Origin of the sequence: Desulfosoma caldarium, from assembly GCF_003751385.1 — a bacterium.
Taxonomy (GTDB): Bacteria; Desulfobacterota; Syntrophobacteria; order Syntrophobacterales; family DSM-9756; genus Desulfosoma; species Desulfosoma caldarium.
The window spans coordinates 1-23,514 of the sequence record NZ_RJVA01000010.1 but is presented as its reverse complement, the minus strand read 5'-3'; the positions used below and the strand labels follow the sequence as shown (position 1 = coordinate 23,514).

23 protein-coding genes and 3 tRNA genes are annotated in these 23,514 nt (G+C 55.8%); 7 read left to right on the top strand and 19 right to left on the bottom strand.

From position 1 onward, the window contains the following. Positions 1-12 precede the first annotated feature (12 nt). Together EDC27_RS03205 and EDC27_RS03200 are read left to right on the top strand one after the other, a co-directional pair. Positions 13-864: a 3-hydroxybutyryl-CoA dehydrogenase gene (locus tag EDC27_RS03205; protein WP_123289188.1), complete on the top strand. Its 852-nt coding sequence runs from the start codon at positions 13-15 to the stop codon at positions 862-864. A 16-nt stretch (positions 865-880) separates the two neighbouring features. Further along, positions 881-2,029, top strand: a complete 1,149-nt coding sequence (locus EDC27_RS03200) for an acyl-CoA dehydrogenase family protein (RefSeq protein WP_123289187.1) — start codon at positions 881-883, stop codon at positions 2,027-2,029. Between the two features lie 93 nt (positions 2,030-2,122). Here EDC27_RS03200 and EDC27_RS03195 read toward each other — a convergent pair whose 3' ends face one another. After that, positions 2,123-3,067, bottom strand: a complete 945-nt coding sequence (locus EDC27_RS03195) for a DMT family transporter (protein WP_123289651.1) — start codon at positions 3,065-3,067, stop codon at positions 2,123-2,125. 242 nt (positions 3,068-3,309) lie between these two features. On the opposite strand from EDC27_RS03195, the gene EDC27_RS03190 reads away from it, so the two are divergent. Both EDC27_RS03190 and EDC27_RS03185 read left to right on the top strand, forming a co-directional pair. After that, positions 3,310-4,851 (top strand): SDR family oxidoreductase, encoded by a 1,542-nt coding sequence (locus EDC27_RS03190; protein WP_123289186.1) that lies wholly within the window; start codon positions 3,310-3,312, stop codon positions 4,849-4,851. 28 nt (positions 4,852-4,879) lie between these two features. Further along, a complete protein-coding gene (locus tag EDC27_RS03185) occupies positions 4,880-6,256 on the top strand; it encodes an SGNH/GDSL hydrolase family protein (RefSeq protein WP_170161547.1) in 1,377 nt (458 codons plus the stop codon). Positions 6,257-6,554: 298 nt separating this feature from the next. Here the strand turns inward: EDC27_RS03185 and EDC27_RS03180 are convergent, their stop codons facing one another. The 10 genes from EDC27_RS03180 to EDC27_RS03135 form a co-directional block, all read right to left on the bottom strand. After that, positions 6,555-6,836: a hypothetical protein gene (locus EDC27_RS03180; RefSeq protein WP_123289184.1), complete on the bottom strand. Its 282-nt coding sequence runs from the start codon at positions 6,834-6,836 to the stop codon at positions 6,555-6,557. Positions 6,837-7,173: 337 nt separating this feature from the next. Beyond that, positions 7,174-7,338 carry a hypothetical protein gene (locus EDC27_RS15890; RefSeq protein ID WP_170161546.1) on the bottom strand — a complete coding sequence of 55 codons (165 nt, stop codon included), beginning with the start codon at positions 7,336-7,338 and terminating at the stop codon, positions 7,174-7,176. Next, positions 7,331-7,750 carry a hypothetical protein gene (locus EDC27_RS03170; RefSeq protein WP_123289182.1) on the bottom strand — a complete coding sequence of 140 codons (420 nt, stop codon included), beginning with the start codon at positions 7,748-7,750 and terminating at the stop codon, positions 7,331-7,333. The genes EDC27_RS15890 and EDC27_RS03170 overlap by 8 nt, the downstream gene beginning before the upstream one ends. A gap of 731 nt (positions 7,751-8,481) precedes the next feature. After that, positions 8,482-8,558: transfer RNA gene (locus tag EDC27_RS03165), tRNA-Asp, on the bottom strand. 8 nt (positions 8,559-8,566) lie between these two features. Beyond that, positions 8,567-8,642, bottom strand: a tRNA-Val gene (locus tag EDC27_RS03160). A 95-nt stretch (positions 8,643-8,737) separates the two neighbouring features. Further along, entirely contained in the window at positions 8,738-11,191 is a 2,454-nt protein-coding gene (lon, locus tag EDC27_RS03155) for an endopeptidase La (protein ID WP_123289181.1), read from the bottom strand. Positions 11,192-11,217: 26 nt separating this feature from the next. Next, a complete protein-coding gene (gene clpX / locus EDC27_RS03150) occupies positions 11,218-12,474 on the bottom strand; it encodes an ATP-dependent Clp protease ATP-binding subunit ClpX (RefSeq protein WP_123289180.1) in 1,257 nt (418 codons plus the stop codon). Positions 12,475-12,814: 340 nt separating this feature from the next. Then, entirely contained in the window at positions 12,815-13,429 is a 615-nt protein-coding gene (clpP, locus tag EDC27_RS03145) for an ATP-dependent Clp endopeptidase proteolytic subunit ClpP (RefSeq protein WP_123289179.1), read from the bottom strand. A 16-nt stretch (positions 13,430-13,445) separates the two neighbouring features. Further along, complete coding sequence (gene tig, locus EDC27_RS03140) at positions 13,446-14,750, bottom strand: trigger factor (RefSeq protein WP_245994283.1); 1,305 nt, start codon at positions 14,748-14,750, stop codon at positions 13,446-13,448. A 223-nt stretch (positions 14,751-14,973) separates the two neighbouring features. After that, positions 14,974-15,055, bottom strand: a tRNA-Leu gene (locus EDC27_RS03135). 248 nt (positions 15,056-15,303) lie between these two features. Here EDC27_RS03135 and EDC27_RS03130 point away from each other — a divergent pair. Both EDC27_RS03130 and EDC27_RS03125 read left to right on the top strand, forming a co-directional pair. Then, the gene (locus tag EDC27_RS03130) at positions 15,304-15,495 is read left to right on the top strand and encodes a hypothetical protein (RefSeq protein WP_123289177.1); all 192 of its coding nucleotides are present in this window, start codon (positions 15,304-15,306) and stop codon (positions 15,493-15,495) included. 115 nt (positions 15,496-15,610) lie between these two features. Next, complete coding sequence (locus tag EDC27_RS03125; RefSeq protein WP_148045667.1) at positions 15,611-16,243, top strand: hypothetical protein; 633 nt, start codon at positions 15,611-15,613, stop codon at positions 16,241-16,243. A gap of 56 nt (positions 16,244-16,299) precedes the next feature. Here EDC27_RS03125 and EDC27_RS03120 read toward each other — a convergent pair whose 3' ends face one another. Next, positions 16,300-17,475: a 6-phosphofructokinase gene (locus EDC27_RS03120; RefSeq protein WP_123289175.1), complete on the bottom strand. Its 1,176-nt coding sequence runs from the start codon at positions 17,473-17,475 to the stop codon at positions 16,300-16,302. Positions 17,476-17,677: 202 nt separating this feature from the next. Between EDC27_RS03120 and EDC27_RS03115 the strand changes: the two genes are divergently transcribed. Continuing rightward, positions 17,678-18,121 carry an iron-sulfur cluster assembly scaffold protein gene (locus tag EDC27_RS03115; RefSeq protein WP_123289174.1) on the top strand — a complete coding sequence of 148 codons (444 nt, stop codon included), beginning with the start codon at positions 17,678-17,680 and terminating at the stop codon, positions 18,119-18,121. Here the strand turns inward: EDC27_RS03115 and EDC27_RS03110 are convergent. The 7 genes from EDC27_RS03110 to resB all read right to left on the bottom strand — a co-directional run bounded on the left by EDC27_RS03110 (position 18,094) and on the right by resB (position 23,021). Beyond that, entirely contained in the window at positions 18,094-18,636 is a 543-nt protein-coding gene (locus tag EDC27_RS03110; protein ID WP_123289173.1) for a cobalamin-dependent protein, read from the bottom strand. The two genes, EDC27_RS03115 and EDC27_RS03110, sit on opposite strands and share 28 nt — an antisense overlap. Continuing rightward, entirely contained in the window at positions 18,623-19,288 is a 666-nt protein-coding gene (locus EDC27_RS03105) for an XTP/dITP diphosphatase (protein ID WP_123289650.1), read from the bottom strand. Before EDC27_RS03105 ends, EDC27_RS03110 begins: the two co-directional genes overlap by 14 nt. A gap of 71 nt (positions 19,289-19,359) precedes the next feature. Continuing rightward, entirely contained in the window at positions 19,360-20,145 is a 786-nt protein-coding gene (tatC, locus tag EDC27_RS03100; RefSeq protein ID WP_123289172.1) for a twin-arginine translocase subunit TatC, read from the bottom strand. Further along, positions 20,142-20,516 (bottom strand): Sec-independent protein translocase protein TatB, encoded by a 375-nt coding sequence (gene tatB, locus EDC27_RS03095; protein ID WP_123289171.1) that lies wholly within the window; start codon positions 20,514-20,516, stop codon positions 20,142-20,144. The genes tatC and tatB overlap by 4 nt, the downstream gene beginning before the upstream one ends. Before the next feature lies 1 nt (position 20,517). Then, positions 20,518-20,745: a twin-arginine translocase TatA/TatE family subunit gene (locus EDC27_RS03090; RefSeq protein ID WP_123289170.1), complete on the bottom strand. Its 228-nt coding sequence runs from the start codon at positions 20,743-20,745 to the stop codon at positions 20,518-20,520. Between the two features lie 50 nt (positions 20,746-20,795). Then, complete coding sequence (ccsB, locus tag EDC27_RS03085) at positions 20,796-21,644, bottom strand: c-type cytochrome biogenesis protein CcsB (RefSeq protein WP_123289169.1); 849 nt, start codon at positions 21,642-21,644, stop codon at positions 20,796-20,798. A 6-nt stretch (positions 21,645-21,650) separates the two neighbouring features. Next, a complete protein-coding gene (resB, locus tag EDC27_RS03080; protein WP_170161545.1) occupies positions 21,651-23,021 on the bottom strand; it encodes a cytochrome c biogenesis protein ResB in 1,371 nt (456 codons plus the stop codon). Positions 23,022-23,514 lie beyond the last annotated feature (493 nt).

Genomic DNA, 23,514 nt, shown 5'->3' with positions numbered 1-23,514 from the left:
AGGAGGAACACCATGGAAGTGAAAACCTTTGGCGTAGTCGGCGCCGGACAGATGGGCAACGGCATTGCACAGGTGGCGGCCATGAGCGGTCTGGCCGTGATCATGAACGATATTCAGGAGGAATTCGTCCAAAAAGGTCTCAATACCATCAAGAAAAATTTGGCTCGAAGCGTGGAAAAGGGCAAGTTGAGCCAGGAAGAGATGGACGCCGTGCTGGGGCGCATTCGCACGAGCGTGGACCCCAAGGACATGGCCGTTGCCGACTTCGTGGTGGAAGCGGCGACGGAAAATGAACAGATCAAGTTCAAAATTTTTCAAGACTTGGACAATATCTGCCCACCTCATGCCGTGTTGGCCACCAATACCTCGTCCATCCCCATCGGGCGCATTGCCGGAAAAACCAAGAGGCCGGAAAAGGTTATCGGCATGCATTTCATGAATCCGGTGCCGGTCATGAAGCTTGTGGAAATCATTCGTGGCATCGCCACTTCCGATGAAACCTTCCAGCTCACCTGGCAGCTTTCGGAAAAAATGGGCAAAACCCCTGCGCTCGCCCAGGATTATCCGGGCTTCATCGCCAACCGCATTCTCATGCCCATGATCAATGAGGCCATCTACTGCCTCTACCACGGCGTGGGCACCCGTGAAGACATTGACACGGTCATGAAGTTGGGCATGAACCACCCCATGGGACCCCTGGCCTTGGCTGACCTTATTGGGTTGGATACCTGCCTGGCCATCATGGAAACCCTGTACCAAGGATTTTGCGATTCCAAGTACAGGCCGTGCCCGCTGCTGCGCAAGTACGTGGAAGCCGGCTGGCTAGGCCGCAAGACAGGTCGAGGATTTTACGAATACAGCTGAGAGGGAGGCGTCCCCGATGAATTTTGAGCTGACCGAGGAGCAAAAAATCATCCAGGACACCGCAGCCAAGTTTGCCAAAAACGAACTGGAACCCGTGGCGGCGGAACTGGATCGCACCAAGAACCGAGACATTCTCAAGAGAAACCTTAAGAAACTGGCCGAACTGGGTTTTATGGGCCTCAACGTGGACCCGGAATACGGAGGCACCGGAGCTGGAGTGGTTGCCTTTTCCCTGGCCATGACGGAGCTGGGACGGGCTTGCGCCGCCACCACGGTGACCGCGTCCGTGACCAACATGGTGGCCGAAGTCATTCAGGCCACGGGAACAGAAGAACAAAAGCGGCGCTACATTCCCCCTCTGTGCAGCGGGGAATATGCTGCTGGAAGCTTCGCGCTGTCGGAACCCGGAGCTGGTTCGGACCCCGCGGGGATTCGCACCAGCGCGGTCAAGGACGGCAATCATTGGGTGATCAACGGCACCAAGCTGTGGATTACCAGCGCTGAATACGCGGGTGTCTTTGTGGTATGGGCGGTGACCGATAAGGAGGCGCCCAAGGGCAAGGGGATCACGTGCTTTCTGGTGGAACCGGGAACCCCGGGCTTTACCATCGGCAAGGATGAAAAAAAACTAGGCCAGCATGGATCTTCCACCAACGAGCTGCTCTTTGAAGACTGCCGCGTGCCGGAAAGTGCGGTGCTGGGCAGGGTCAACGACGGGTTTCGCATTGCGGTGTCTGAACTGGCCGGCGGCCGCATCGGCATCGGGTCCATGGCCCTGGGCATCGGGTTGGCTGCCATGGATTTTGCCTCCAACTACGCCAAAGAGCGCATTCAGTTCGGTGTGCCCATTGCTAAGCACCAAGCGATTCAGTGGATGATCGCCGACAATTACACCAGGCTGGAAGCGGCGCGGCTTTTGCTCCTTCGAGCGGCTTATCTGAAGGAAAACAAGCGGCCCTATACCAAAGAAGCGTCCATGGGAAAGCTCTACGCCACAGAAGCGGCCAACAAGGCCTGCTATGACGCCGTTCAGATTCTGGGCGGATACGGTTACACTCAGGACTTTCCCCTGGAACGCTATTATCGGGATGTTCGAGTGACGACCATCTACGAAGGGACCAGCGAGATTCAGCGCCTGATTATCGCTCGGGAACTTCTCAAATAAAAACCCTTTTGCGACGCATCCCAGAGTCTTGGCCGAGGGCACGCGAGGCGTGCCCCTCGGCTTGGTCAAGCCTCCACCCCGCCGAGACTCGGCTCAATTGTCGGCCATCGGCGAGGATCGGGAAGCCATGGTGGGTTGAGAAGCCGGTCGAAGGACTTCGGCCAGTTGGGACAGAATCATTCCCGCAAGCATGAGAGCGCAGCCCACAAGCGCCCTCAAGGAAAGAATTTCCCCCAAAATTACCCATCCGGCCAAAGCCGCCACCGGAGATTCCATGCTTAGAAGAATGGACGCGTGGGCCGGATGTGCGTCCTTTTGCGCCACCACCTGCAACGTGTAGGCAATGCCGACGGAAACGAGCCCTCCGTAGAGAATGGGCACCGCGGCCTGGTGCACCGCCTGCCATGAAAAGGATTCAAAAACCAGCGCGGAAAGAAGACTCAAGGCCGAACACACGGCAAACTGACAACAGGCCAGCTTGACGGGATCACGCCGTGGCGACATCCAGCCTAGAAGCAGGACGTGAGCGGTCCAAAAAAAAGCTCCCAAAAGAACCAATGCATCGCCCAATTCCATGGCAAAATCCCGAGTGATACTTAAGAAGTAGAGCCCGACGGCGGCAAGGAAGGCTCCCAGCCACGTGCCCAAAGAGGGGTGCTGTTTCCAGATCAAGCCGAAAATTGGCACCATGACCACATACAGCCCGGTGATGAACCCGGCCTTGCCGGCGGTTGTGAACACGATGCCCACCTGCTGCAGGGTGGCGCCGCCAAAAAGCACCATACCCAAGGGTAGTCCGAATCGCCATGCGGCACGCCATCGAGTGTCCGTGTGGGGTAAGAGCGTGCGACCGTTGGTACGCCGGTCCATAATGGCGATGAGAGGGACCAGGGAGAGGCTTCCCAAGGCGAATCGAATGGCGTTGAAGGCCATGGGCCCGATGGCTTCCATGCCTTTGCGTTGCGCAACGAAAGCGACGCCCCATAGAACGGCGGTGATCAAAAGGAGCAGGTCGGCTTTGAGTGTCCGCATGTGCATGAATAAACCCCGCAGAGAGGTCGTGTTGAGGAGCCGTGCCGTGGACGGAACGTCATCCAATAGCCGAGAGCCTTTGAAAGAGTCAAGGTCAAGAGCGGTTTTTCTTGCGTGCTTCTTGCCAAAATGGATATGAAAGAAACACCATCGGTGGAAACCTCGAACGTTAAGGCCCCTTCAGTTCAAGGGGAGCTTACGCAAGAATCCCCGCAACAGTAAGCCCTTTGCACGAAAGGAATGTGTTCATGCACGAGGATGAGCGGTTCACAAAACCTATTTTGGTCACCGGAGCGACGGGTTATGTGGGTGGACGACTCACACCAAGGCTGCTGGCTGCGGGCTATAAAGTCCGCGTGATCGCACGGTCCGTGTCCAAGGTCCAATGCCGTCCTTGGGGTCGTCACGCGAACCTGGAAGTGTATCGAGCCGACGTGATGGATCGCGATTCCCTTGTGCGGGCGGCTCAAGGCTGCCGAGCGGCCTATTACCTGGTGCATTCCATGGCGCCCGGGAAAAAGGATTTTGCCAAGGCCGACCGCATCGCGGCCGAAAACATGGTCATCGCTGCAGGTAAGGCGCGCATGGAACGCCTCATCTACCTTGGCGGCCTAGGGCGGGAGGCGTCGGATCTCAGCAAACATTTGCGTTCGCGCCTGGAAGTGGCGCAGATCCTTCAATCCGGCCCCACACCCACGACATTTTTGAGGGCTGCCATGATCCTCGGCTCCGGCAGTGCCTCCTTTGAAATCCTTCGATACCTGGTGGATCGACTTCCGGTCATGATCACGCCGCGCTGGGTGCGCACACCGTGTCAGCCCATTGCCATCAGCAACGTGCTCCACTACCTCCAAGGCTGCCTGGAATCTCCCCATGTGCTAGGACAAACCCTGGATATTGGAGGTCCCGACATTTTAACCTATGAAAATCTCATGCGCATCTACGCGGAGGAAGCGGGTCTACCGCGCAGATGGATTATTCCGGTGCCCGTGCTGACGCCTCGACTGAGTTCCTATTGGCTCAACCTGGTCACACCGGTGCCCATGGCCCTGGCCAGACCCCTTGCGGAAGGGCTGCGCAACGCGGTGGTGTGCGAAGATTTTCGCATTCGCCAATGGATTCCTCAAAAGCTTTTGAGTTGCCGAGAAGCGATTCGAAAAGCCATGCAAAAGATTCGGCAGGCTCAGGTGGAAACATGCTGGTCGGATGCGGGCTGGACCATACCCCCTGAGTGGGTTCATTGCGGCGATGCGCCCTATGCCGGAGGGACGCTTAGGGAGTGTGCTTTCAGAATGCGTGTGCCCGTGGCGGCGTCAAATGTGTGGGCCTTGGTGGAGCCCATTGGAGGTGCGCGGGGATGGTTTTTTGGGGATAGGCTGTGGCGGGCACGAGGCTGGATCGACCGGTTGGTCGGTGGCTTTGGACATATGCGAGGCCGACGTGAGGCCCATAAACTGTACGTGGGCGATACGGTCGATTACTGGAGGGTGTTGGAAATCGTCCCCGAACGACGTCTCTTGCTTCTGGCGGAAATGAAAATGCCCGGCGAAGCCGTCCTGGATTTTCGCCTGGCACCGTCCGATTCCCATCATACGGAAGTTCAGGTCATCGCACGATTTCTTCCTCGAGGCCTCACCGGCATGGCCTACTGGGCCTTGTTGAAGCCGTTTCACCAGCGCATTTTTCGAGGACTTCTGGAAGGCCTCGCAAAGGCGCTTGGAACGGCTCCATTGGCGGGACCGGAACCTTTTGATGCGCGTATGCCGCACGCCTGTCATTTGGCGGCCTGAGGGCATGCACGACAAGGAGGAGCCTCAAATGAAGCCAAAAGTGTGTTGGTTCGTTGTTGTTGCCTGTCTTATGGGATGGGCAGGAATGGTGCCCGGAAATTTGCGGGTGACGTGGGCGGGATCGCCCTTGGTGATCATGGGAGACAGCCTTGGAGAAGGCGTGCAGTCGGGGGATGCCAATCTGCGCACCCAGCGTTACAGTTACGGGGTTTGGGTGAGTCGACAGGCGAGGCTGCATCTCACCTTGCCCTACATTGTCAGCGGCCCTCTGGGCGTCGTGGGCGACACTTCCGTTCGCCATCGTCTGTTTCCTTACACGAAAACCGCAAATCTGGCCGTCTCCGGTGCCGACTCCTGGTCGATTCTTCATGATCGCGCACTGGCCAGATCGCCTCGAGCCATCGCCAGCGAGACGGAACTGGTGCTTTTTCCCAGAACCGGTAGCCAGATCGAGATCGTGGAAGCCATCGAGCCTGAAACCGTGCTCTGCTGGATCGGGAGCAACGATGTTCTGTCCGCCGTGCTTGCCTACGACCAATTGAATGTGTCCCAGCTTCCATTGTTCATGACTTCACCGCAAGACTTTGAAGCCAACTATCGGGAACTTCTGTTTCGCCTTCACGGAAGTGCTCGCCGTGTGGTGCTGGCGAACATTCCCAATGTGACTGACATCGCCTTTCTCTTGGACAACGAGGACCTGGAACGGTTTCTTGGCCCTGGGAAATATCTCCCCGAAGGCTCCCGAACCACTCTAGCCGCTCTTTTCATGATCCTGCTGGGTTTTGAAGACATAAACCTTTTTCAAAATGCCGACTATGTGCTGGACGAAACGGAGGTCGCTCTGATCGAGGAACGTACCCACGCCTTAAACGGCATTATTCAAGAAGTGGCCCAAGAATTCGGGTTTCCGGTGGTGAACATTGCGGAAAAATTTAGAGAATATGCTCTGAATCCTCCCATCTATGCAGGAGTGCCCATCACGCGGCGGTATTTGGGCGGGCTTTTTAGCCTGGATGGGGTACATCCTTCCAATATTGGCCATGCTCTGGTGGCCAACGAGTTCCTTTCGATCCTGCAAAGTGGTTATGGGTGGAATGCCCCATTGCTCAGTGCCGCCACGCTCAATGACATCGCCGCTCAGGATCCCTTTGTGGACCTGGATGGAGATGGCCGAGTGCGGGGCCGCCCCTTGGCCGGCATGTTGGAAACCCTTGCACTTGTTCTAGGTATCTCCGGCGACGTGGAAAATTCGCTGGCCCAAAGGACAGTGAAAGAACTGACGGTCGAAGACCGTGAGCGAGCCCTGAGCCTTTTGGAGCCTTTGAGGAATCCTTCATCGCGCGGCGTCCCCGTCTGGTCCTGCAACGAGATTTACCGAGTGATGCACAAACTTTTTCGCCCATGACCCCCAAAGTCGTGCTGACAAAGGTTTGGTGTGATGAGAGGCAACGGCTCGGAAGAGGAGCCCGACCGTTGAGAGAACTTATCGGTCATGGGGGGCAGCGCGAAGGGTACCCCTCTTCGCTCTGCCCCGATGGAGCTTCATGACCTCATGGAGCTATGGACGGATCTGCTGGCGCGGATGACGGTGTCGAAGGGGCAACGCTCGGCAAGGGGACTGAAACTTTGGCCTGCCCAGCCGGAGCGGTGATGGCCGGTTGGGGTTTTTCTTTAGGGGGCTTTGGCGCAAAGTTGCCCCTCTTTTACACGATCACTGCGGCGGCCGGCAATGCGGCAAGAAGCAGCCCCAGTTTCCACGGTTTGGTCTTTTCCGCGTGCGGATCTTCCATGGTTCGCTGAGCGCCTTCGGGAAGCCTGGGCATGCCGGTGGGGGTTTTCCCGAACGGAGTGTTCGGTTTGGCGCGGGCGTTCGCGGCCCGGCCGCAGGCATCCAAGATGAGCTCGAGGTTTCGCTGGCGCAATTTAAGCCATGCGATGATCGTGGATGGGCCGGAGATGACCAACACGAGGCCGGCCAGGGCCAAGTGAATGGGCTACCATCGAAGAGTCATCAAACCGGTCATGAAGAAAGCCAAAGCCGTGCCCAAGGCTTCAACACCCAATACGATGGCGGCAAGATGCCCGCAAATTTGCCGATGTCAAAGGGCGGTGCCGCGCCGCCTGGGTGGGGTGACTGTGGCGGCCGTTGAGAAAACCATGAAGTTCGCGCCTCTTTCTTTGGATGCCGTAAACTTTTCCATCTGCTCGGCCACCACGCGGACAAAGCGCATATAGGTTGCCCCAAAAAGCCTGGCGAAAGCTGATGGGGTGTTCCCAATCTTCACACACAATGGTGGCGTCCTCGTCACGGCCCAGTTGATCCTAAAAGATGCCGTTTCGTCCATCGCGAAGGTTATTGGCATCTCTATCGGTGAATGCGGCCTCGATGTTCATGACATCGCGGTCGCCCCGGTGCTTGCAAGGACAGTAGGCCACAAAGGTTCGGCCAAGGCTTGCCATGGCACTGTGGGCTTTTATGTTATCCACAACCGCCCTCCTTCTTAACCGTAAGCCACGCGTCCAAAGCGTCAAATCGGGCACAAAGATTCTCCCAGTCCTCATAGGACAAGTGGGTTTGCTCTCCAAGCGAAGGCCCCACAGTAGTCAACCGAAATTGGTCCAGCGAGCTCGCCCAGGCGAGATTGACCCCGTCCGTGAGGGGAAGGGAGGTGTCCGAGGCACTGCGGGCCAGAGGCAAGGTCGCCACATCCTCCAGGATCACAGACAGAGTTTTTGTCGTCAAGGTCTGGTTCCCAGTTACCGAGGGATTAAGGTGCTCCAAGGCCCAATCGTCATAATAACAGGCCAGATGGCACTGCACGAAATAGTCCTCGATCTTGGGTCGAACGGCTCCAAAAAAGGCCGCCATGTCTTCGATAGTATTGCCCAAGGAAGACATGGGGGGGCCAAGGCTACCTGGGACCCTGTCCACCGATTTAGGTAGGCTTACGCTCCCGCAAAGAAGGCGTTCACGTGTCTTCACCGATACCGGGCCGGCGCTTCGATCCATATCGCTTCCCGTGCACTCCATCACGTCCCGAACGGCTTGAGCCGCCACTTCATCTTCAGCGGATCCGGGACAGATAGTCCCGTCTCCGTTAAAGGGCGTGTACGGAAAAATCTGAGATCGGTTGGCCGTATCTTCAGCAGTGATGAGCGTGGCGTCGGGTTTTCCCAGGTTAATTAAAATCCGCCAGCCGACTTGAGAATCTGCGCCCCTTCCTCGCAGCTGTCGTCTATGGCGTCAAGGGAGAGGTGGGAGGAGCCTTTCAGAAGATCGTCCGGATCTTTTAAAAACTTTTCTGACTGCTTGACGGCGTCGATCAGCTGAGGAACGCGAATGCGCCCGTCTGCGTCAGGATCGATAAGGCGGAGTGTGTCCTCGTCGAGTTAGAGCCCATGGGTGAGACAGCTGAGAGCGGTCCAGAGTTTTTGGTCCAGTTGATCCAGGGCGAGCAGCGCCGCTCCGGAACTCATCTCCACCTGGTCAAAGCCACCCCGTCGAACGAATGTCCAGTTTGTTGGGAGGGCAAGGTTCCTTCATGGTCATCTTGTTCTTTCGGTTGGAGTCGGGGCGGGATGGTTGGAACAAAAAAGGCTTTACCCATCGGTAAAGCCTTTTTCGATTTCTGGCGGGGACGACCGGACTTGAACCGGCGGCCTCCGGCGTGACAGGCCGGCGTTATAACCGTCTTAACTACGTCCCCTTGTGATATGGTGGGCGGAACAGGGCTCGAACCTGCGACCCCCGGCTTGTAAGGCCGATGCTCTCCCACCTGAGCTATCCGCCCCCAAAATTCCGTCGGGATCCTGTCGGCCTCGCCCTTGCGTGAGGCCCCTTAGTAGCTGATGACCCCCGGCCATGTCAAGCCCTTTTTGGGAGGCTTCAGTGGGCGTGAATGTCATCGGGGCACGGCACCGGATCGGCACCAAAGAACACGGGTTCCGCCGGGGGCGGCGCGTTCGTGAAAAGCCGTTCCGGATCGTCCAGGACCAGCGCCTTTCGGAGCACGTCATCCATGTGGCCGACCAGTTCCACGTTCACCTCTTCAAGAATCTTGGCCGGAATGTCCCGAAGATCTTTGGCGTTTTCTTCTGGGATGAGCACCGTCTTGATGAGGCCTCGGTGGGCCGCAAGAATCTTTTCCTTAAGGCCTCCGATGGGCAAAACGCGGCCGCGAAGAGTGATCTCGCCCGTCATGGCCACGTCACTGCGCACCGGAATCTTGGTCAAGGCAGAAACCATGGACGTGGCCATGGTGATTCCGGCCGAAGGGCCGTCCTTGGGAATGGCCCCTTCCGGCACGTGGACGTGCAGGTCTGTTTTTTCATAGAAATCCTTCGGAATGCCCAAACATTCCGCCCGAGAGCGCACGTAACTGAAGGCGGCTTGAGCGGATTCCTGCATCACATCGCCAAGTTTTCCCGTGATGATGATTTTGCCCTTGCCCGGCATGATCACCGTCTCGATGCCCAGAAGATCTCCCCCAAATTCGGTCCAGGCCAACCCGATAGCCAAACCCACCTCATCGCGTTCTTCCGCTCGACCATATCGGAACTTGGGCACCCCCAAGTATTCCTGAAGAATCTCTTCTGTGAGTACAACGCGGGTTTGCGGGCCGCTTTGCACCACTTCTTTGGCCACCTTGCGACAAATGGAGGCGATTTCCCGCTCCAGATTGCGCACGCCGGCCTCCTTGGTGTAGTGGCGAATGATGCGCAAAATTATGTCATCGGAAAAAACCACGTTCTCCTGCGTGATGCCGTTGGCCTCGCACTGCTTTGGCACCAAAAAACCCTTGGCAATCTGGAGTTTTTCGATTTCCGTGTAACCCGGCAATCGAATGATTTCCATGCGATCCTGCAAGGGCAGGGGAATGGAATGCAGCGTATTGGCAGTGGTGATAAAAAACACCGAGGACAGGTCAAAATCCAAATCCAGATAATGATCGTTGAAGGCGTAATTCTGTTCCGGATCCAGCACTTCCAACAACGCCGCCGCGGGATCGCCGCGAAAGTCCATGGTCATCTTGTCGATTTCATCAAGGCAAAACACCGGGTTGTTGCTTTTGACCTTGCGCAGGCTTTGTATGATCTTGCCCGGCATGGCTCCGATGTACGTCCGCCGATGTCCTCGAATTTCCGCCTCGTCGCGCACGCCTCCCAACGACAACCGCACGAAATTCCGGTTCATGGCGCGAGCGATGGAACGAGCCAGGGATGTTTTGCCGACGCCGGGAGGTCCCACAAAACAGAGAATGGGGCCCCTGATCTTCTTCACTAAAGATTGTACGGCCAAATACTCCAGGATGCGCTGCTTGGGCTTTTCCAAGCCGTAGTGGTCTTCGTCCAACACGGCGGCGGCCTGGTCGATGTCCAGCTTGTCCTTCGTTTTTTCACACCAGGGCAAGGACAGAATCCAGTCGATGTAATTGCGCACCACCGTGGCTTCCGCACTCATGGGAGACATGAGTTTGAGTTTCTTGAACTCGTGCCGCACCTTGGAGGCTGCTTCCTTGCTGAGCCGTTTTTTCTTAATGCGCTTTTCCAGTTCTTCCAGTTCGGACTTAAAGTCGTCCTTTTCGCCCATTTCCTTTTGGATGGCCCGCATCTGCTCGTTGAGATAGTATTCGCGCTGGGTCTTTTCCATCTGTTTCTTGACCCGGCCCTTGATGCGTTCCTCCGTCTTGATGATCTCGATTTCCGCTCGAATGTAACCAAAAAGCTTTTCCAATCGCCGCACGGGATCCGCGATCTCGAGAAGCTTTTGCTTGGTCTCAATTTTAAAAGGCATGTAAGCCGCCACCGTGTCGGCCAGTCGAGACGGATCGTCTGTGTCGTTGATCGCGTCCAAAATTTCCTGCGTGATCTTCTTGTTGTGCTTGGCATACGCCGCAAAGGACGTGCGCACACCACGCCGCAGAGCCTCCACTTCCGTGGGATCCGCCTCAAAAGTTTCATCCAAGGATTCCGCCTTCACGTAAAAGGCGTCGGGCTGGGATAAGTATTCGACGATGCGACACCGATGTTCGCCTTCCACCAACACTTTGACCGTGCCGTCAGGCAAGCGCAACAACTGTAAGATCGTGGCTACCGTTCCGATGCGATAGATGTCACCAGGCCCGGGGTTGTCCGTCTTGGCATTTTTTTGAGCGGCGAGTAGGATTTTCTTGTCGGAATGCATGGCCTTTTCCAAGGCGTTTACCGACTTGTCTCGGCCAACAAAAAGAGGCACCACCATGGCGGGGTAGACCACGATGTCCCGCAGTGGAAGTAAGGGGATGAGCACCGATCGGCTCGATGTCAAAGAATGGTCTTTCTTGCGAATTCTTTCCAACATAGGCAACCGCTTTTCCTAATTCCTTTCTAAGCCGATTCGCGACTCTGGCTGTGATAAAGCAAAATAGGCCGGTCGTTGTTGGTCACGACCTCTTCGTTAACTACGCACTCCTCCACATCGGTCTGTGAAGGTAGGTCGTACATGACATCCAGCATGATGTTTTCCATGATGGATCGTAGACCTCGCGCCCCCGACTTTCGCCGAAGCGCTTCCTTGGCAATGGCTCGCAGAGCCCCTTCCGTGAAACGCAGCTTCACGTTTTCCATTTCAAACAGTTTTCGATACTGCTTCACCAGCGCGTTGCGCGGTTCTGTGAGGATCTGAATGAGTTCCTCCTCGGTCAGTTCACCCAGCGTGGCAATAACCGGAAGGCGACCCACAAATTCGGGAATCAAGCCGAACTTAATCAGATCTTCCGGCTGAACCTGGCACAGGGTCTCACCAATATTCTTTTCATCCTTACTCTTGATATCGGCCGCAAAACCGAGACCCTTGACGCCTATTCGCGATTTGATGATGCCTTCCAGGTGGTTGAAGGCGCCGCCACAAATGAACAAAATGTTGGTGGTGTCGATCTTGATGAATTCTTGCTGGGGATGTTTTCGGCCGCCCTTTGGAGGCACATTGGCCACGGTGCCTTCCAAAATTTTAAGCAGCGCCTGCTGCACACCCTCTCCAGACACATCCCGGGTAATAGAGGGGCTGTCGGACTTCTTAGCGGTCTTATCGATTTCGTCAATGTAGACGATCCCCCGCGAGGCCCTCTCGATGTCATAGTCCGCCGCTTGAATGAGGCTCACCAAAATATTTTCCACATCCTCACCCACATAGCCCGCTTCCGTCAGGGTCGTGGCGTCGGCGATGGTAAAAGGCACTTGAAGTATCTTGGCCAAAGTCTGAGCCAACAGGGTCTTGCCTGACCCGGTGGGCCCAATCATCAGAATGTTGCTCTTTTGCAGCTCCACATCGTCTTTCTTGTCCGGGCGAAGCTCAATGCGCTTGTAATGGTTGTGTACCGCCACGGAAAGAATTTTCTTGGCCCGCTCCTGGCCGATGACATACTGGTCAAGAGCCGCCTTGATTTCCGCAGGCTTTGGGATCTGGGTCGCTCGATTCACCTCATCCCGCTCGTATTCTTCGGCGATGATGTCATTACAGAGTTCCACACATTCATCGCAGATGTAGACGGTCGGACCGGCGATCAATTTCTTGACCTCGTTTTGGCTCTTTCCGCAAAAAGAGCATCGCAGCTCTCCCGTTCGCTCATCACGTTTCTTAGCCATGGACTACCTCCTCCATTGATGCCAGGGATCTCTTTTGCGCTCCCATTGCCGAACGCTCCCTGACCCTGAAAACGCTTCTTTTAAGATCGCCAGCCCCATGTGCTGGATGGTCGCTTTATGATAACGCCTATTCCGAATCCTATCAACGGCTCTTCACCCGTGCAACCAAACTAGAGCAAAAAATGAGCCAAAAGAGGCGCCGCCGATGTGGGAGTGGACCGTGAAAAAGGCGGTCAAAAAGAATTGGATAAGGATTTTCTCAAGGATTCGACGGACCGCGCACCCGCGCGCCTCACTACGAGAGAACCCATGGTGCACGGCCGACGCCGTCCGTCGAGGTTTAGGCGGGTTGCGGAGCTTCAGTGGGGCCTTCCATGCGCCGAACAATCACTTCATCCACCAGGCCGTAATCCCTGGCCTGAACTCCCGACATGTAGAAATCCCGATCCGTATCCTTTTCGATTTGCTCCAGAGGTTTTCCCGTATGGTGCGTGAGAATCTTATTCAATTCCTCCCGCAGACGCAGGATTTCTCGAGCCTGAATGTCCACGTCCGTGGCCTGGCCCTGAAAACCGCCCATGGGCTGATGAAGCATGATGCGGGCATGAGGCAGGGCGTAGCGTTTGCCCTTGACACCCGCAGCCAAAAGAACGGCCGCCATGCTCGCTGCCTGCCCCATGCACAGCGTCGACACGTCGGGCTTGATGTACTGCATGGTGTCGTAAATTGCCAAACCGGCCGTGACCAGTCCGCCAGGGGAATTAATGTAGAAATGTATGTCTTTGTCTGGATCTTCGGATTCCAAAAAAAGCATTTGGGCAATGATCACATTGGCCACTTCATCGGTAATGGTCGTCCCCAAAAAGATGATGCGGTCCCTGAGAAGGCGCGAATATATGTCAAAGGCCCTCTCTCCACGACTGCTCTGCTCAATGACAATGGGAATCAAAGACATAACGTACCTCCGGACCTCAACTCGCCGTCTCGGCCGTCGTGGCCTTGGCGACGGCGTGGTCTTCCAGGAGCTTAAACACCTTTTCCTCCAACCTTTGGTAGACCATTTCCATCACAATGGCACTGTCCGCATATTCCGCCTTCACCTGCTGCGGCGTCGTTCGATACATTCGAGCCACATCTGAGTAGATGGCCTCTTTTTCATCTTCGCTCAGTTCCAGGTTTTCCTGAGCGGCGACTTGTTCCACAATCAGACGCCAGCGAATGGCTTTTTCCGCCTCTGGACGTTGTTCGGCTCGAATTTCCGGGGTGTCAAATCGGCTGGGGTCGATCTTGAGTCCCTGAGCGGTCATTTGATGCACAAAATGCTGTATGCGCCGATTCACTTCCCGTTCCACTACTTTTTCGGGAACCTCAAAGGAGGTCATGTTCAACAATTGATCCATAATGGCCGCCCGAAGCCTCTGCTTCGTGGCCTGTTCGGCGGCTCGCGAAAGCCTTTCCTTAAGGGCATCCTTGAGGGCCTCCACGGAGGCGTAGCCGCCCACTTTCTGAGCAAACGCCTCGTTCAGCTCGGGCAGAATCTTCTCCTTGATCTCATTGATTGCCACTTCAAAGTGCACCGTCTTGCCCGCGAAATCCCGAACCGCGGCATCATCGGGAAAATTCAGCGAACAATCCACCGTCTCACCGGCACGACGCCCCACGAGGTGTCCATCAAAGTCTGGATGAATCCTGTGCGTTCCCAGTTCCAAGTAAAAATTCTTTTGCACACCTTTATCAAAGACGGCGCCGTCCACGGATGGCACCAGATCCACGATCACGTAATCTCCCCACTGCGCAGGCCGGTCGTCTTGAACTGAGCGGACTTCAGCGTGCCTTTCCTGCAGGGCTTTTAGTTCTTCATCCACCCGTTCGTCACCGATTTCTTCGGTGGGAGGCACTTCCACCTCCAACCCCAAATAATCCTTCACTTCAAAGACCGGCCGAACCTCCACAATGGCGGAATAGGAAAAGGATCCATCGGGCTCAAACCGATAATCCTCCACGTCGCCTTCCAACATGGGCTTGAGCTCCGTTTGCTTTAAAGCGTCCGGATAGGTGTCTCGAATGATGTGGTTGGAAACTTCCCCCTGAACCGTTTTGCCGTAATAGGATTCCAGAATCTTTCGAGGGACCTTGCCGGGGCGAAATCCTTTCAGGCGTACCTGTTGGCTGAGCTCCCGGTAGCGCTTGTCCAACAACCTTTTCACATCACGAGGTTCCACGACAACGAGCAGCTTTTTCTGCGTCGGCCCCAGGTCGGTCACGGTGACTTTCATTTCCACGGTTAAACCTTCCTTCTGTGTTCGCTTGAGCTTTCATGGCCCCTGTACTCAGGGAACCGGACAATCTTTTGGCACTGCATTGCAGTGCTCGGGCATTTGCCCAAAAACGAAACGAAGTTAGAGACCCTTTGGGGCTAACTTCGTTGTTTCCTCAATCAGACGAACCTGACTGACGGTGCCATGTTCCTGGCGGATCTGGAACCATAGGCGGCTCGGGTGCGAGAGGGGGGAGTCGAACCCCCAAGCCCGAGGGCGCTGGATCCTAAGTCCAGTGCGTTTGCCAATTCCGCCACTCTCGCGAAATGTTTCGGCGAAGCACGCAATCTTCTAATCGTTCGCCACACACACTGTCAAGGGAAAAGGAATCAATGGGTTAGCGAATCTGCTTTGCCAAAGCAGCGCCTCCTAAAAGCGCACATTCCAGTGTTCATCACGGCCTAAAATGGGTAAAATACACTTTAAGTCGACCCTTCGACCCAGGTTTATGGCGAGTGTCTCAGTGCGATAACGTTCAGCAACGGTGTGTGGGTACAAGGAGGTGGCATTCATGGTCGTGTATCGTCGCAAGGAAGACAGTCAAACGTGGCACTGGTGTTCCAATTGCAGTCAATATCCCACGGGGCAGGATATTATCAAGAGGCAGAGCCGGCCCGAGTATGGGGAGTTTTGCAGCGAATGCACGGTCAAGGAACAGACGGGGGACTGCAAGTCCGATTCCTTCTTTTCCGTAAGAAAATGAATTTCGCGGCGGCCTTGGCACGAAACCGTCAGGGGTGCCGTTTCCGCGGTGTTCCATGCCGTTGGCCCGCGTGGGATGGAGCGGGAAAGGTCTTTTGGGCCGCTGGAGGTGTGACATGAAAAGGCGGTTTCGTGTCCTTCCTGGGGGGAAATCCGCAGCTGGAGGCGGAGCCTTACAGCCCCTGAGGCTTTATCGCGCCTATTCCATTGCGGAAATGGAAAAGGATGATGTGACCTATTACGGAGTTCGAGTCGACTGGTACCGGCTGGACAGAGCGGAGCCGGTGGTGGCCATGGAAAGCCTCGTGGCGGATTACGAAAAGCTGGATGAAATCACACGGCGCCAAGCCCTGGAACAGGTCTTGCGCTACCTTACGGAAGAAGAAGTGTGGGGCCTGAGGACCTATTTGCGGGAACGGCACGGCCTGGAAGTGATCGCCGAAGAGGTGCCCTTGCCCATTGAGGTTCCTACGGGTCCTTTTCATTCGCCTTACGGCGAGGTGTATGAATTTCTGGAGCTCTCCGAGCAGGAAGGCTATGCGCTGCCCTACAGGATCTGGGGATACTATTCCGTACGAGGTTGCCTCAGCGGGCCGAACGTGGCCCGAGGCGTTCGATTCCTGCAAAAAGCTTTGGAAAAGCTTGAAGTGTCGAGAGATTTTTCTGCCAAGGACCTGGAAGGAGTGATCAAGGCTTTGTTTTTCGAAGAGGGCCTTGTGGTCACTTCCCGAAATCGCGAAGGGTCTTAAAAGAAAGGGGCCGCTCCGCACGCCTCGAAGCGGCCCAAAGCCCCGTTCCGAGGAAATCAATACAAAAACATCGGCTTGCCCATGACGTGGCGCACCTTGGGACGATAGTTTTCCACATCGTAGAGTTCGTGCACATCCACGCGCTTTTGGCCTGAGACGACGATGCTCACCGGCATATCCGTATAAATGCCCTTGCTCAGAGCCACCATGCGCCCGAAGTTTTTCCTCAAGGCCAAATCCACGGCCATGTTGGCGAAATTGACCGCCACCATGAGATCTAAAGAATCGGGCGCTCCGCTTCGCATGAGGTAAGACAACTGCTGGTAGATGATGTCCTGCCCGGTTAGCTTTTTGAGAATCTCGCCGGTGACCAGGCCGATGCCACCCAACTTTTTGTGCCCGTACGCGTCCGCCTCACCGCGCTCCAAAACCGCGCCGCTCAGCATGCGTGCCCCCTCACTGATGGTCAACATGGCGTAATTGCTTGGATTTGTCCTCTTGTCTTCCATGATCAGTGTAGCCAGTCGTTCGGGATCAAAGGGGACCTCGCTGATGATGGCGCGATCCGTTCCCGCAAGATAGGCGCTCACCAAGGATGTTTCTCCGCAATGGCGGCCGAAAAGTTCAATAATGCCGATGCGTTCGTGGGATCCCGTGGACGTTCTCAGGGCATGAATAAAATTCACGCTGCGGGTCACGGCCGTGGAAAACCCGATACAGTAATCGGTGCCGAAAACATCGTTGTCCATGGTTTTGGGAATCGCCAGCACTCGAAAACCTTCCTGATGCAAACGCACGGCGTAACTCAGCGTGTCGTCTCCGCCAATGGCCACCAGGCAGTCCACGCCGAGCTTCTCCAAATTGTTGAGCACATGATTTGTGAAATCCCTTTTTTCCCCTTCGGCGCTGAACTGAGAAGCCAAAAACGGCGGGGCGTCTCTGATCCGCACGGCAGCGGGGTTGGTTCGAGAGGTGTGAAGGTAGGTGCCGCCTGTGCGGTCGATGGTGCGAACCGTGTTCTTTTCCAGCCACTGAAAGCATCGGGAAAAGGTTTCCGAATCATCGGGATTGTAGTCGAGAAGCCCGGCCCAGCCTCGGCGAATACCCAGCACGCGGAAGCCTTCTTCGACGCATCGGTATACCAGAATCTTGATGCAGGGGTTGAGCCCAGGGACATCGCCGCCACCTGTAAGAATGCCCACGGTTTTGATCGGGTGTAACTCACCGGCCATTGTCCCGCCTCCTTTGTAAGGGGTGTTACGCCACAACCCGGGGGTCGGTCCTTTGAACCGATAACATTCAAGTTTATCTCATGCTTTCGCCGGTGCAAAGGGAGCCCTTTACGAATGGACTTGCGGCTGCTAAGTAAAAGGCCGCGTGCGGCCGGTTCGTGGTCCCAAAGGTTGTCTTGATGCCCGCGGAGGTGGCAAGACGATGCATAAGAAAGAAGGTCATGATTTTTGGCAGGATCACTCGACAAAGTTCTTGGAAATGGCTCTGCGAACGGATCGCATGGAAACCCTTGCGTGTCCCGATGGTCATGGCAAAAAGACGGGAACCTGCGGAGATACGGTGGAGTTTTTTCTCCTCACCGATGCAGACGGAACCATTCGGCGTGCGTCCTTTCAGGTACAGGGATGTTTAAACACCGTGGCGTGCGCCAACACGGTCTGTGAATTGGTGGAAGGAAAAACTTTGGATGCGGCATGGGACCTGACCCCCGAACAGGTCATCGAGTATTTGGAGTCGCTTCCAGAGCATGAACATCACTGTGCGGAATTGGCCGTGGGAGCGCTTTATTTGAGCATTGCCGACGCGCAGCGAAAGAGGCGGGAGCCCTGGAAAAAAATCTACGGAAGTCGTGCGGAAATCCACTGAAGAAAATCGCCCACATCCTGAATGACGGCATCCAGGCCTGTGCGTTGAGCAAAGTCGGGATCCCATCGAAAAACGGGACCTCCTGCGACAACGGTCACACCGGAAGGAAGCCCCTGAACGACGGCGCTCACGGCGGACTCCGTGTCGGCGTGAAGAATCGTCAAACCCAACACATGCGGCGGGTTTCGGCGACAGGCGTCCACAATACGCTCGGTGGAACACAAGAGACCCAGCCGCACCGTGGGGGCTCCGACGGCTCGAGCCGCCGCGTCGATGACATCGAGTCCGTGTCCCCAGCCATCGTCAAGGGTGGCCAGGTAGATCATGGGGAAACGGTTCAGGGGCGGCCGAGTTTCGGCGCCCAAGGCCTCTTGAAGCCTTTGAAGCTCTTTTAGCTCTTGAAGCACCTGCCATCGTCCAGGAAGCCCGAAAACTCGCCAGTGATGCACTCGGTCACGAACCCTCGCCTTGAATTCCTCCCAGGACATGACCGAAGGTTCGCTAGGGGTGCTCATGCATGCAAATGCCTTCGGAAAGAAGCCTCTTTTCTTCCGCCAGCCTTTGGCGCAGCCACACGAGCACCTTGTCAAATTCGTCCCGCAATTCTCGAAGAGCTCGGCCGCGATGACTCACCGCCGCTTTTTCTTCCGGCGTCATTTCCGCAAAGGTTTTTCCCGCCGAAGGATAATAAAACACGGGATCATACCCGAACCCGAAACGGCCACGAGGTTCCGTGGTGATTTCCCCTTCGCACGTGGCCTCATAGGTCAAGGCCGGGCCCGTGGGGACGGCCAAAGAAAGGACACACACAAAACGTGCCTTGCGATGGGTTTGTCCTTTCATGGCTTGAAGAAGCTTGCGATTGTTGTCTTCATCCGTGGCCTGATCGCCGGCGTAGCGCGCCGATCGCACGCCGGGGGCACCCCCGAGAGCCTCCACTTCCAAGCCGGAATCATCGGCCAGAGCCGGAAGCCCTAGAACGCGGGCTGTAAAGAGGGCTTTCTTATACGCGTTTTCCTCAAAAGTTTGACCGTCCTCTCGAGGTTCGGGAATCGGCCCGAAATCCGCCACGTCTTTGATTTCCACAGGAAAACCATGCAGAAGAGTTCGAATCTCTGACGACTTGGCCCGATTTCGCGTGGCAATGACCAAAGTGATCGGTTCCATGGTGCCGTGCATGCCTCCTTTGTCAGCTGCTGAATCCGTCCAAGTTTTGACGCTTCCCCATCTGCAGCCCTTTAGGCCGACGAGGCGGGGGATGTGGAGGAGTCTTCCGCATGCCCTTCTTCGGCCTGTTCTTTTTTGCCGAAGAAATACGCGATCCATACGCTCATTTCGTAAAGGATCAGCAAGGGAATGGCCATCAGGATTTGGGTGAAGACGTCCGGGGGTGTCAAAATGGCCCCGCCCATGAAGATGATGAGAATGGCGTATTTTCTTTGCTTCTGAAGAAAACTTGCTTTCACCACGCCGAGCTTTGCCAGGAAGAGCGTGACCAAGGGCAACTCAAAAATCACACCAAAGGCGATAAGAAGGCGAGTGGCAAAGGAAAGAAATTCCTTGGTACTGATCATAGGCGCAATGAATTCCGTGGCGAAGGAAGTAAAGAACTGAAACCCGTAGGGAAAAACCACGAGGTAGCCAAAAGCGGCGCCCCCGAGGAAAAAGATCGTGGAAAGGATGACGATGGGGTAGAGGTACCGGCGTTCGTGTTCATAAAGCCCTGGAGCGACAAAGCGCCAGAACTGGTAGAGAATGACCGGCACCGCCAAAGCGACGCCTCCGAGAAAAGACACCTTGATATAGGTCATGAACGCTTCATGGGGCGCGGTGTAGATGAGCTTCTGGTGGCCGTCTTGAGGAAGGGCTTGAAGGAGCGGCCGCATGAGCCAGGCAAAGATTTTTTCTTTAAAAAAATAGGCGATGACAAAGCCAACACCTACGGCGATGGCACAGATAATGAGCCGGCGTCGCAGCTCCTCCAGATGTTCCGTGAATGGCATTTTGTCGGCAGGCTGGCTCATGAAGCTTTCCGATTTTCAGAGGTTTCGGAAACCGCGGCTTCTTGCGGGGTATCGGTGGCCGCCGGCTTGTCTGCCAAAGGCGCCTTCGGCGAAATTTCTTCCGTGGGCGGATCGGTTTTGGAGCCTTCCGTTTTGATGGAGGCGCTGAGGTTGTCCAGCATGATCTGGCTCTGCGCCGTGCGGAATTCCTTTTTCAATTCCTGCACCGTGCTATCCTGTTCAAAGGTGCTTTTAAGGTCGTTGGTGGCCTTTCGAAATTCCGCCAAACCTCGGCCTAGCGCCCGGGCAAGGTCCGGCAGTTTTCCGGGACCGACGACGATAAGCGCGATGAAGAGAATGAGCAGAACTTCCTGAAACCCCAACCCGAACATTTCACACCCCCTTGCGATCCGGTGATTCCGGCGGCAGGCCGTCGTGTTCCGGAAGTTGCCGATACTGGGCGTCTCGCACATCGGGTTTTCCTGAACGCAAACCCTCCTTGAACTGCGTGACGCTCTCCCCCAAAGCTTTGCCGACGTCGGCGAGGCGTTTTCCACCAAAGATGAATAGGACCACCACCAAAACCACAAGCAGTTCGGCGGGGCCGAGCCCGAATACCATGAAACGCCTCCTTTTTGCGCAGGAAGCCTGAGCGAAGGCACGAAGCCCTCTTATTTCGTCGCGTAACTGTGCAACCCGCTCAGCAGGAAATTCACACCAAAATACGTAAAAAGAACGGAACAAAACCCCACCACGGACAACCACGCCACCCTTGGACCCCTCCAACCACGCACCGCCCTTGCATGGAGCACGGTGGCATAAATAAGCCATGTGATCAGGGACCAAGTTTCCTTGGGATCCCAGCTCCAATAGGATCCCCACGCCGAATTGGCCCACACGGATCCGGTAATGATGCCAATGGAAAGCCAAAAAAAGCCGAAAAGAACCATCTGATAATTGAATTCATCCAATTCGCGAGCTTCGGGAATAAGACTGGTGGAAAGCACAGCCAAAGGGCGATCCCTCCGTCGTCGGCGCCATAGGTAGGTCAGGCTCAAGCCGAAAGAGATGGCAAAAGCGGCGTAGCCCATGAAACAGGTGATCACATGGGCGATGAGCCAATTGCTTTTGAGGGCGGGGACGAGCGGCTGAATCTTGGAAACCACGTCCGGAGAAAAAGAAGCATAGGCCATGGCCAAAAAGGCGATGCCCGACGGCACAAATCCCAGGGCGCGATGCCCGATTTTTCTCTCAAAAACGATGTAGATGAGGACAAGAATCCACGAGCCGAACACCAGGGATTCATAGAGATTGGACAGTGGAGCGTGGCCGAAACCCAAGTCGTAGGATTCTTTCCATCGAAGAGCGATGCCCGCCGTTTGGACGAGAAGACTCAGGACCGCACTGCGCGTGGCCCAGGTAAGTAGTTTGGGTTTATGAAACGTGACCCCGGCCAGATAGATGGTTGTGGTCAAAAGATAGGCATAGGTGGTGATCCCGAGAAGCACGGAACTGTCCATGGCACCCTATTTCCCCTGTGTGCGGCGTTGCAAAGTGTCCGCCAGGCGGTCACAAAGATGTTGGAATTCCCTTTCAAAGGCAAGGCTTTTCTTATTAGTCCAGGCGGCAACCACCAGAGTGGTGCCGGGATTGTTGCGTTGCGCCCACAGGTACAGTTTCCTATGGGAGACGTAAAAAGTACTTAACAGACCGACAATCAACACCACAAAGCCGGAAAGAACCACCGGCACGCCGGGATCCCGTTTCACCTGCAATCCCGTGTAGTAGCCTCGCTCCGACGCCAACACGGTGACGCGGTAGCCCTGCAGTTGATTGCCGTGAAAATCGGGATGATTCATGAGAATCCACGTCCCCGAAGGTTGTTCGTTCTCTTTCCAGGTGGCGATGGCCAGGGCCGGCCCAAACCCGCTGAAATCGTCGGTAAAGTCCACCAGTTGCACCGTACGGTCTGTGGCTCCAAAGGGCTGAGCTTCCCCAAAGGGCAGGTCCAGCTCAAAGCGTTCCCCTCCGTCGGCCTTGGTAAAGGCAACGCGCGCGCGCTTCAATAGGGCGCCGTAAGAGGCCTGGTAAAAAGTGATGCCGCGATAGGTGATGGGGTCATTGACGCGAACGGAAGCGTTCAAAACGGGCGTATCACCTTCGAGAACCGTCACGTCCGATCGAAACTCCTTGGGCATGCCGTTTTCATAAAAGCTCACGTCAAAATCATCACACCGTAGCGCAAAGGGCAGGGTGATCATCGCGCGCTGCTTGGGCACGAAAACCTCCTGAGTGGTTTCGCCTTCCGCCACATTCATAATGCCTTTAAAGCCGAACAGGGACCCCATCAAGGCACCGAAGAAAATCCACAGCACACTCATATGAACAACGTAAACCATGTAGCGGGACCAGCGGCCCTTTTCGGCGACCAGCGCCAGCGCGTCGGCCGGAGCGTGCAGGTGCTGCAGGCGTCCAAAGGCGCTGCCAAGCACGGTCTCGGAGGCGTGGCGCACCATGGTAAAATCTGCAGGCACATCCAAGACACGATGCAGGCTGTACTTAGTGAGTTTGGCGGGATCCAAAAAGTCGCCCCGTTCCCGCAGCAGTGCTCGCGTCTTGGGAAGTCGCTGAAGGGTGCAGGCGATGAGGTTCACACTGAGCGCCACCAAAAGGGCCTGAAACCCTAAAGAATGATAGAGATCGTTAATCTGAAAGGCCAAGAGCCATCGGGCCGTCGTAGGCCCGTATCGCGCCATGACCTCCCGTTCGCTCAGATCCTGAGGAACCAGGGTGCCCACGATACATCCCAGGACAAGGATGAGGAATAGGAAGAGAGCCAGCCGAACACTGCCCAGTGTGCGCCACAGTTGCCGTAACCTTTCTGCCGATATGCTCATAAAAAACCTTCCATTCATGGTCGCCGTCCTGTCGCGAACGACGGGGCCAAGTGTGCCGAAAGCCCCCAAAAGAGATTGCTTTGTAACCCACGCCCAAGGCCAAAGCAAGGCCAAGGAGGGCCGCAAAGGGAAGCGGGAAAGGCCTTGTCAAGTCTAGGAGGCTCTCAGGCACAGATCTCTTTTACGGCAGAGATCCCTAGCCTCAGACAAGGCATTTGGCGGGCTTGCGGGCTTTTCGAGCATGAGAGAAAAACCCATTGACATGCCGAGGGCGATCTCTATAATCCGGCTTCCGTTGACGCCACGCGTCGATGGATCGTGAGGGTCGAAAAAAAAGCTTGACCAAGGCCCTCGGTTCGGGTAGAAAGCGTCTTTGCCTGCAACGATCAGGCGCCGGTTCTTTGAAAACTAAATAGTGAGGAGCGTGCTGGGCCATTGAGAAAGGGACCGCGCCTTTTGGGGTGTGGTTGAAGGGAAAAACTGGAGAGTTTGA

What these genes read in the sequence shown, in the direction of transcription:
- EDC27_RS03195 (WP_123289651.1), bottom strand. Translation starts at nt 3,067, where the DNA reads ATGCACATGCGGACACTCAAAGCCGACCTGCTCCTTTTGATCACCGCC.
- lon (WP_123289181.1), bottom strand. Translation starts at nt 11,191, where the DNA reads ATGTTGGAAAGAATTCGCAAGAAAGACCATTCTTTGACATCGAGCCGA.
- clpX (WP_123289180.1), bottom strand. Translation starts at nt 12,474, where the DNA reads ATGGCTAAGAAACGTGATGAGCGAACGGGAGAGCTGCGATGCTCTTTT.
- EDC27_RS03125 (WP_148045667.1), top strand. Translation starts at nt 15,611, where the DNA reads ATGAAAAGGCGGTTTCGTGTCCTTCCTGGGGGGAAATCCGCAGCTGGA.
- EDC27_RS03120 (WP_123289175.1), bottom strand. Translation starts at nt 17,475, where the DNA reads ATGGCCGGTGAGTTACACCCGATCAAAACCGTGGGCATTCTTACAGGT.
- tig (WP_245994283.1), bottom strand. Translation starts at nt 14,750, where the DNA reads ATGAAAGTCACCGTGACCGACCTGGGGCCGACGCAGAAAAAGCTGCTC.
- EDC27_RS03115 (WP_123289174.1), top strand. Translation starts at nt 17,678, where the DNA reads ATGCATAAGAAAGAAGGTCATGATTTTTGGCAGGATCACTCGACAAAG.
- EDC27_RS03110 (WP_123289173.1), bottom strand. Translation starts at nt 18,636, where the DNA reads ATGAGCACCCCTAGCGAACCTTCGGTCATGTCCTGGGAGGAATTCAAG.
- EDC27_RS03090 (WP_123289170.1), bottom strand. Translation starts at nt 20,745, where the DNA reads ATGGTATTCGGGCTCGGCCCCGCCGAACTGCTTGTGGTTTTGGTGGTG.
- EDC27_RS03105 (WP_123289650.1), bottom strand. Translation starts at nt 19,288, where the DNA reads ATGGAACCGATCACTTTGGTCATTGCCACGCGAAATCGGGCCAAGTCG.
- EDC27_RS03200 (WP_123289187.1), top strand. Translation starts at nt 881, where the DNA reads ATGAATTTTGAGCTGACCGAGGAGCAAAAAATCATCCAGGACACCGCA.
- EDC27_RS03130 (WP_123289177.1), top strand. Translation starts at nt 15,304, where the DNA reads ATGGTCGTGTATCGTCGCAAGGAAGACAGTCAAACGTGGCACTGGTGT.
- EDC27_RS03185 (WP_170161547.1), top strand. Translation starts at nt 4,880, where the DNA reads ATGAAGCCAAAAGTGTGTTGGTTCGTTGTTGTTGCCTGTCTTATGGGA.
- resB (WP_170161545.1), bottom strand. Translation starts at nt 23,021, where the DNA reads ATGAGCATATCGGCAGAAAGGTTACGGCAACTGTGGCGCACACTGGGC.
- tatB (WP_123289171.1), bottom strand. Translation starts at nt 20,516, where the DNA reads ATGTTCGGGTTGGGGTTTCAGGAAGTTCTGCTCATTCTCTTCATCGCG.
- tatC (WP_123289172.1), bottom strand. Translation starts at nt 20,145, where the DNA reads ATGAGCCAGCCTGCCGACAAAATGCCATTCACGGAACATCTGGAGGAG.
- EDC27_RS03205 (WP_123289188.1), top strand. Translation starts at nt 13, where the DNA reads ATGGAAGTGAAAACCTTTGGCGTAGTCGGCGCCGGACAGATGGGCAAC.
- EDC27_RS03190 (WP_123289186.1), top strand. Translation starts at nt 3,310, where the DNA reads ATGCACGAGGATGAGCGGTTCACAAAACCTATTTTGGTCACCGGAGCG.
- EDC27_RS03170 (WP_123289182.1), bottom strand. Translation starts at nt 7,750, where the DNA reads ATGTCTTCCTTGGGCAATACTATCGAAGACATGGCGGCCTTTTTTGGA.
- ccsB (WP_123289169.1), bottom strand. Translation starts at nt 21,644, where the DNA reads ATGGACAGTTCCGTGCTTCTCGGGATCACCACCTATGCCTATCTTTTG.
- clpP (WP_123289179.1), bottom strand. Translation starts at nt 13,429, where the DNA reads ATGTCTTTGATTCCCATTGTCATTGAGCAGAGCAGTCGTGGAGAGAGG.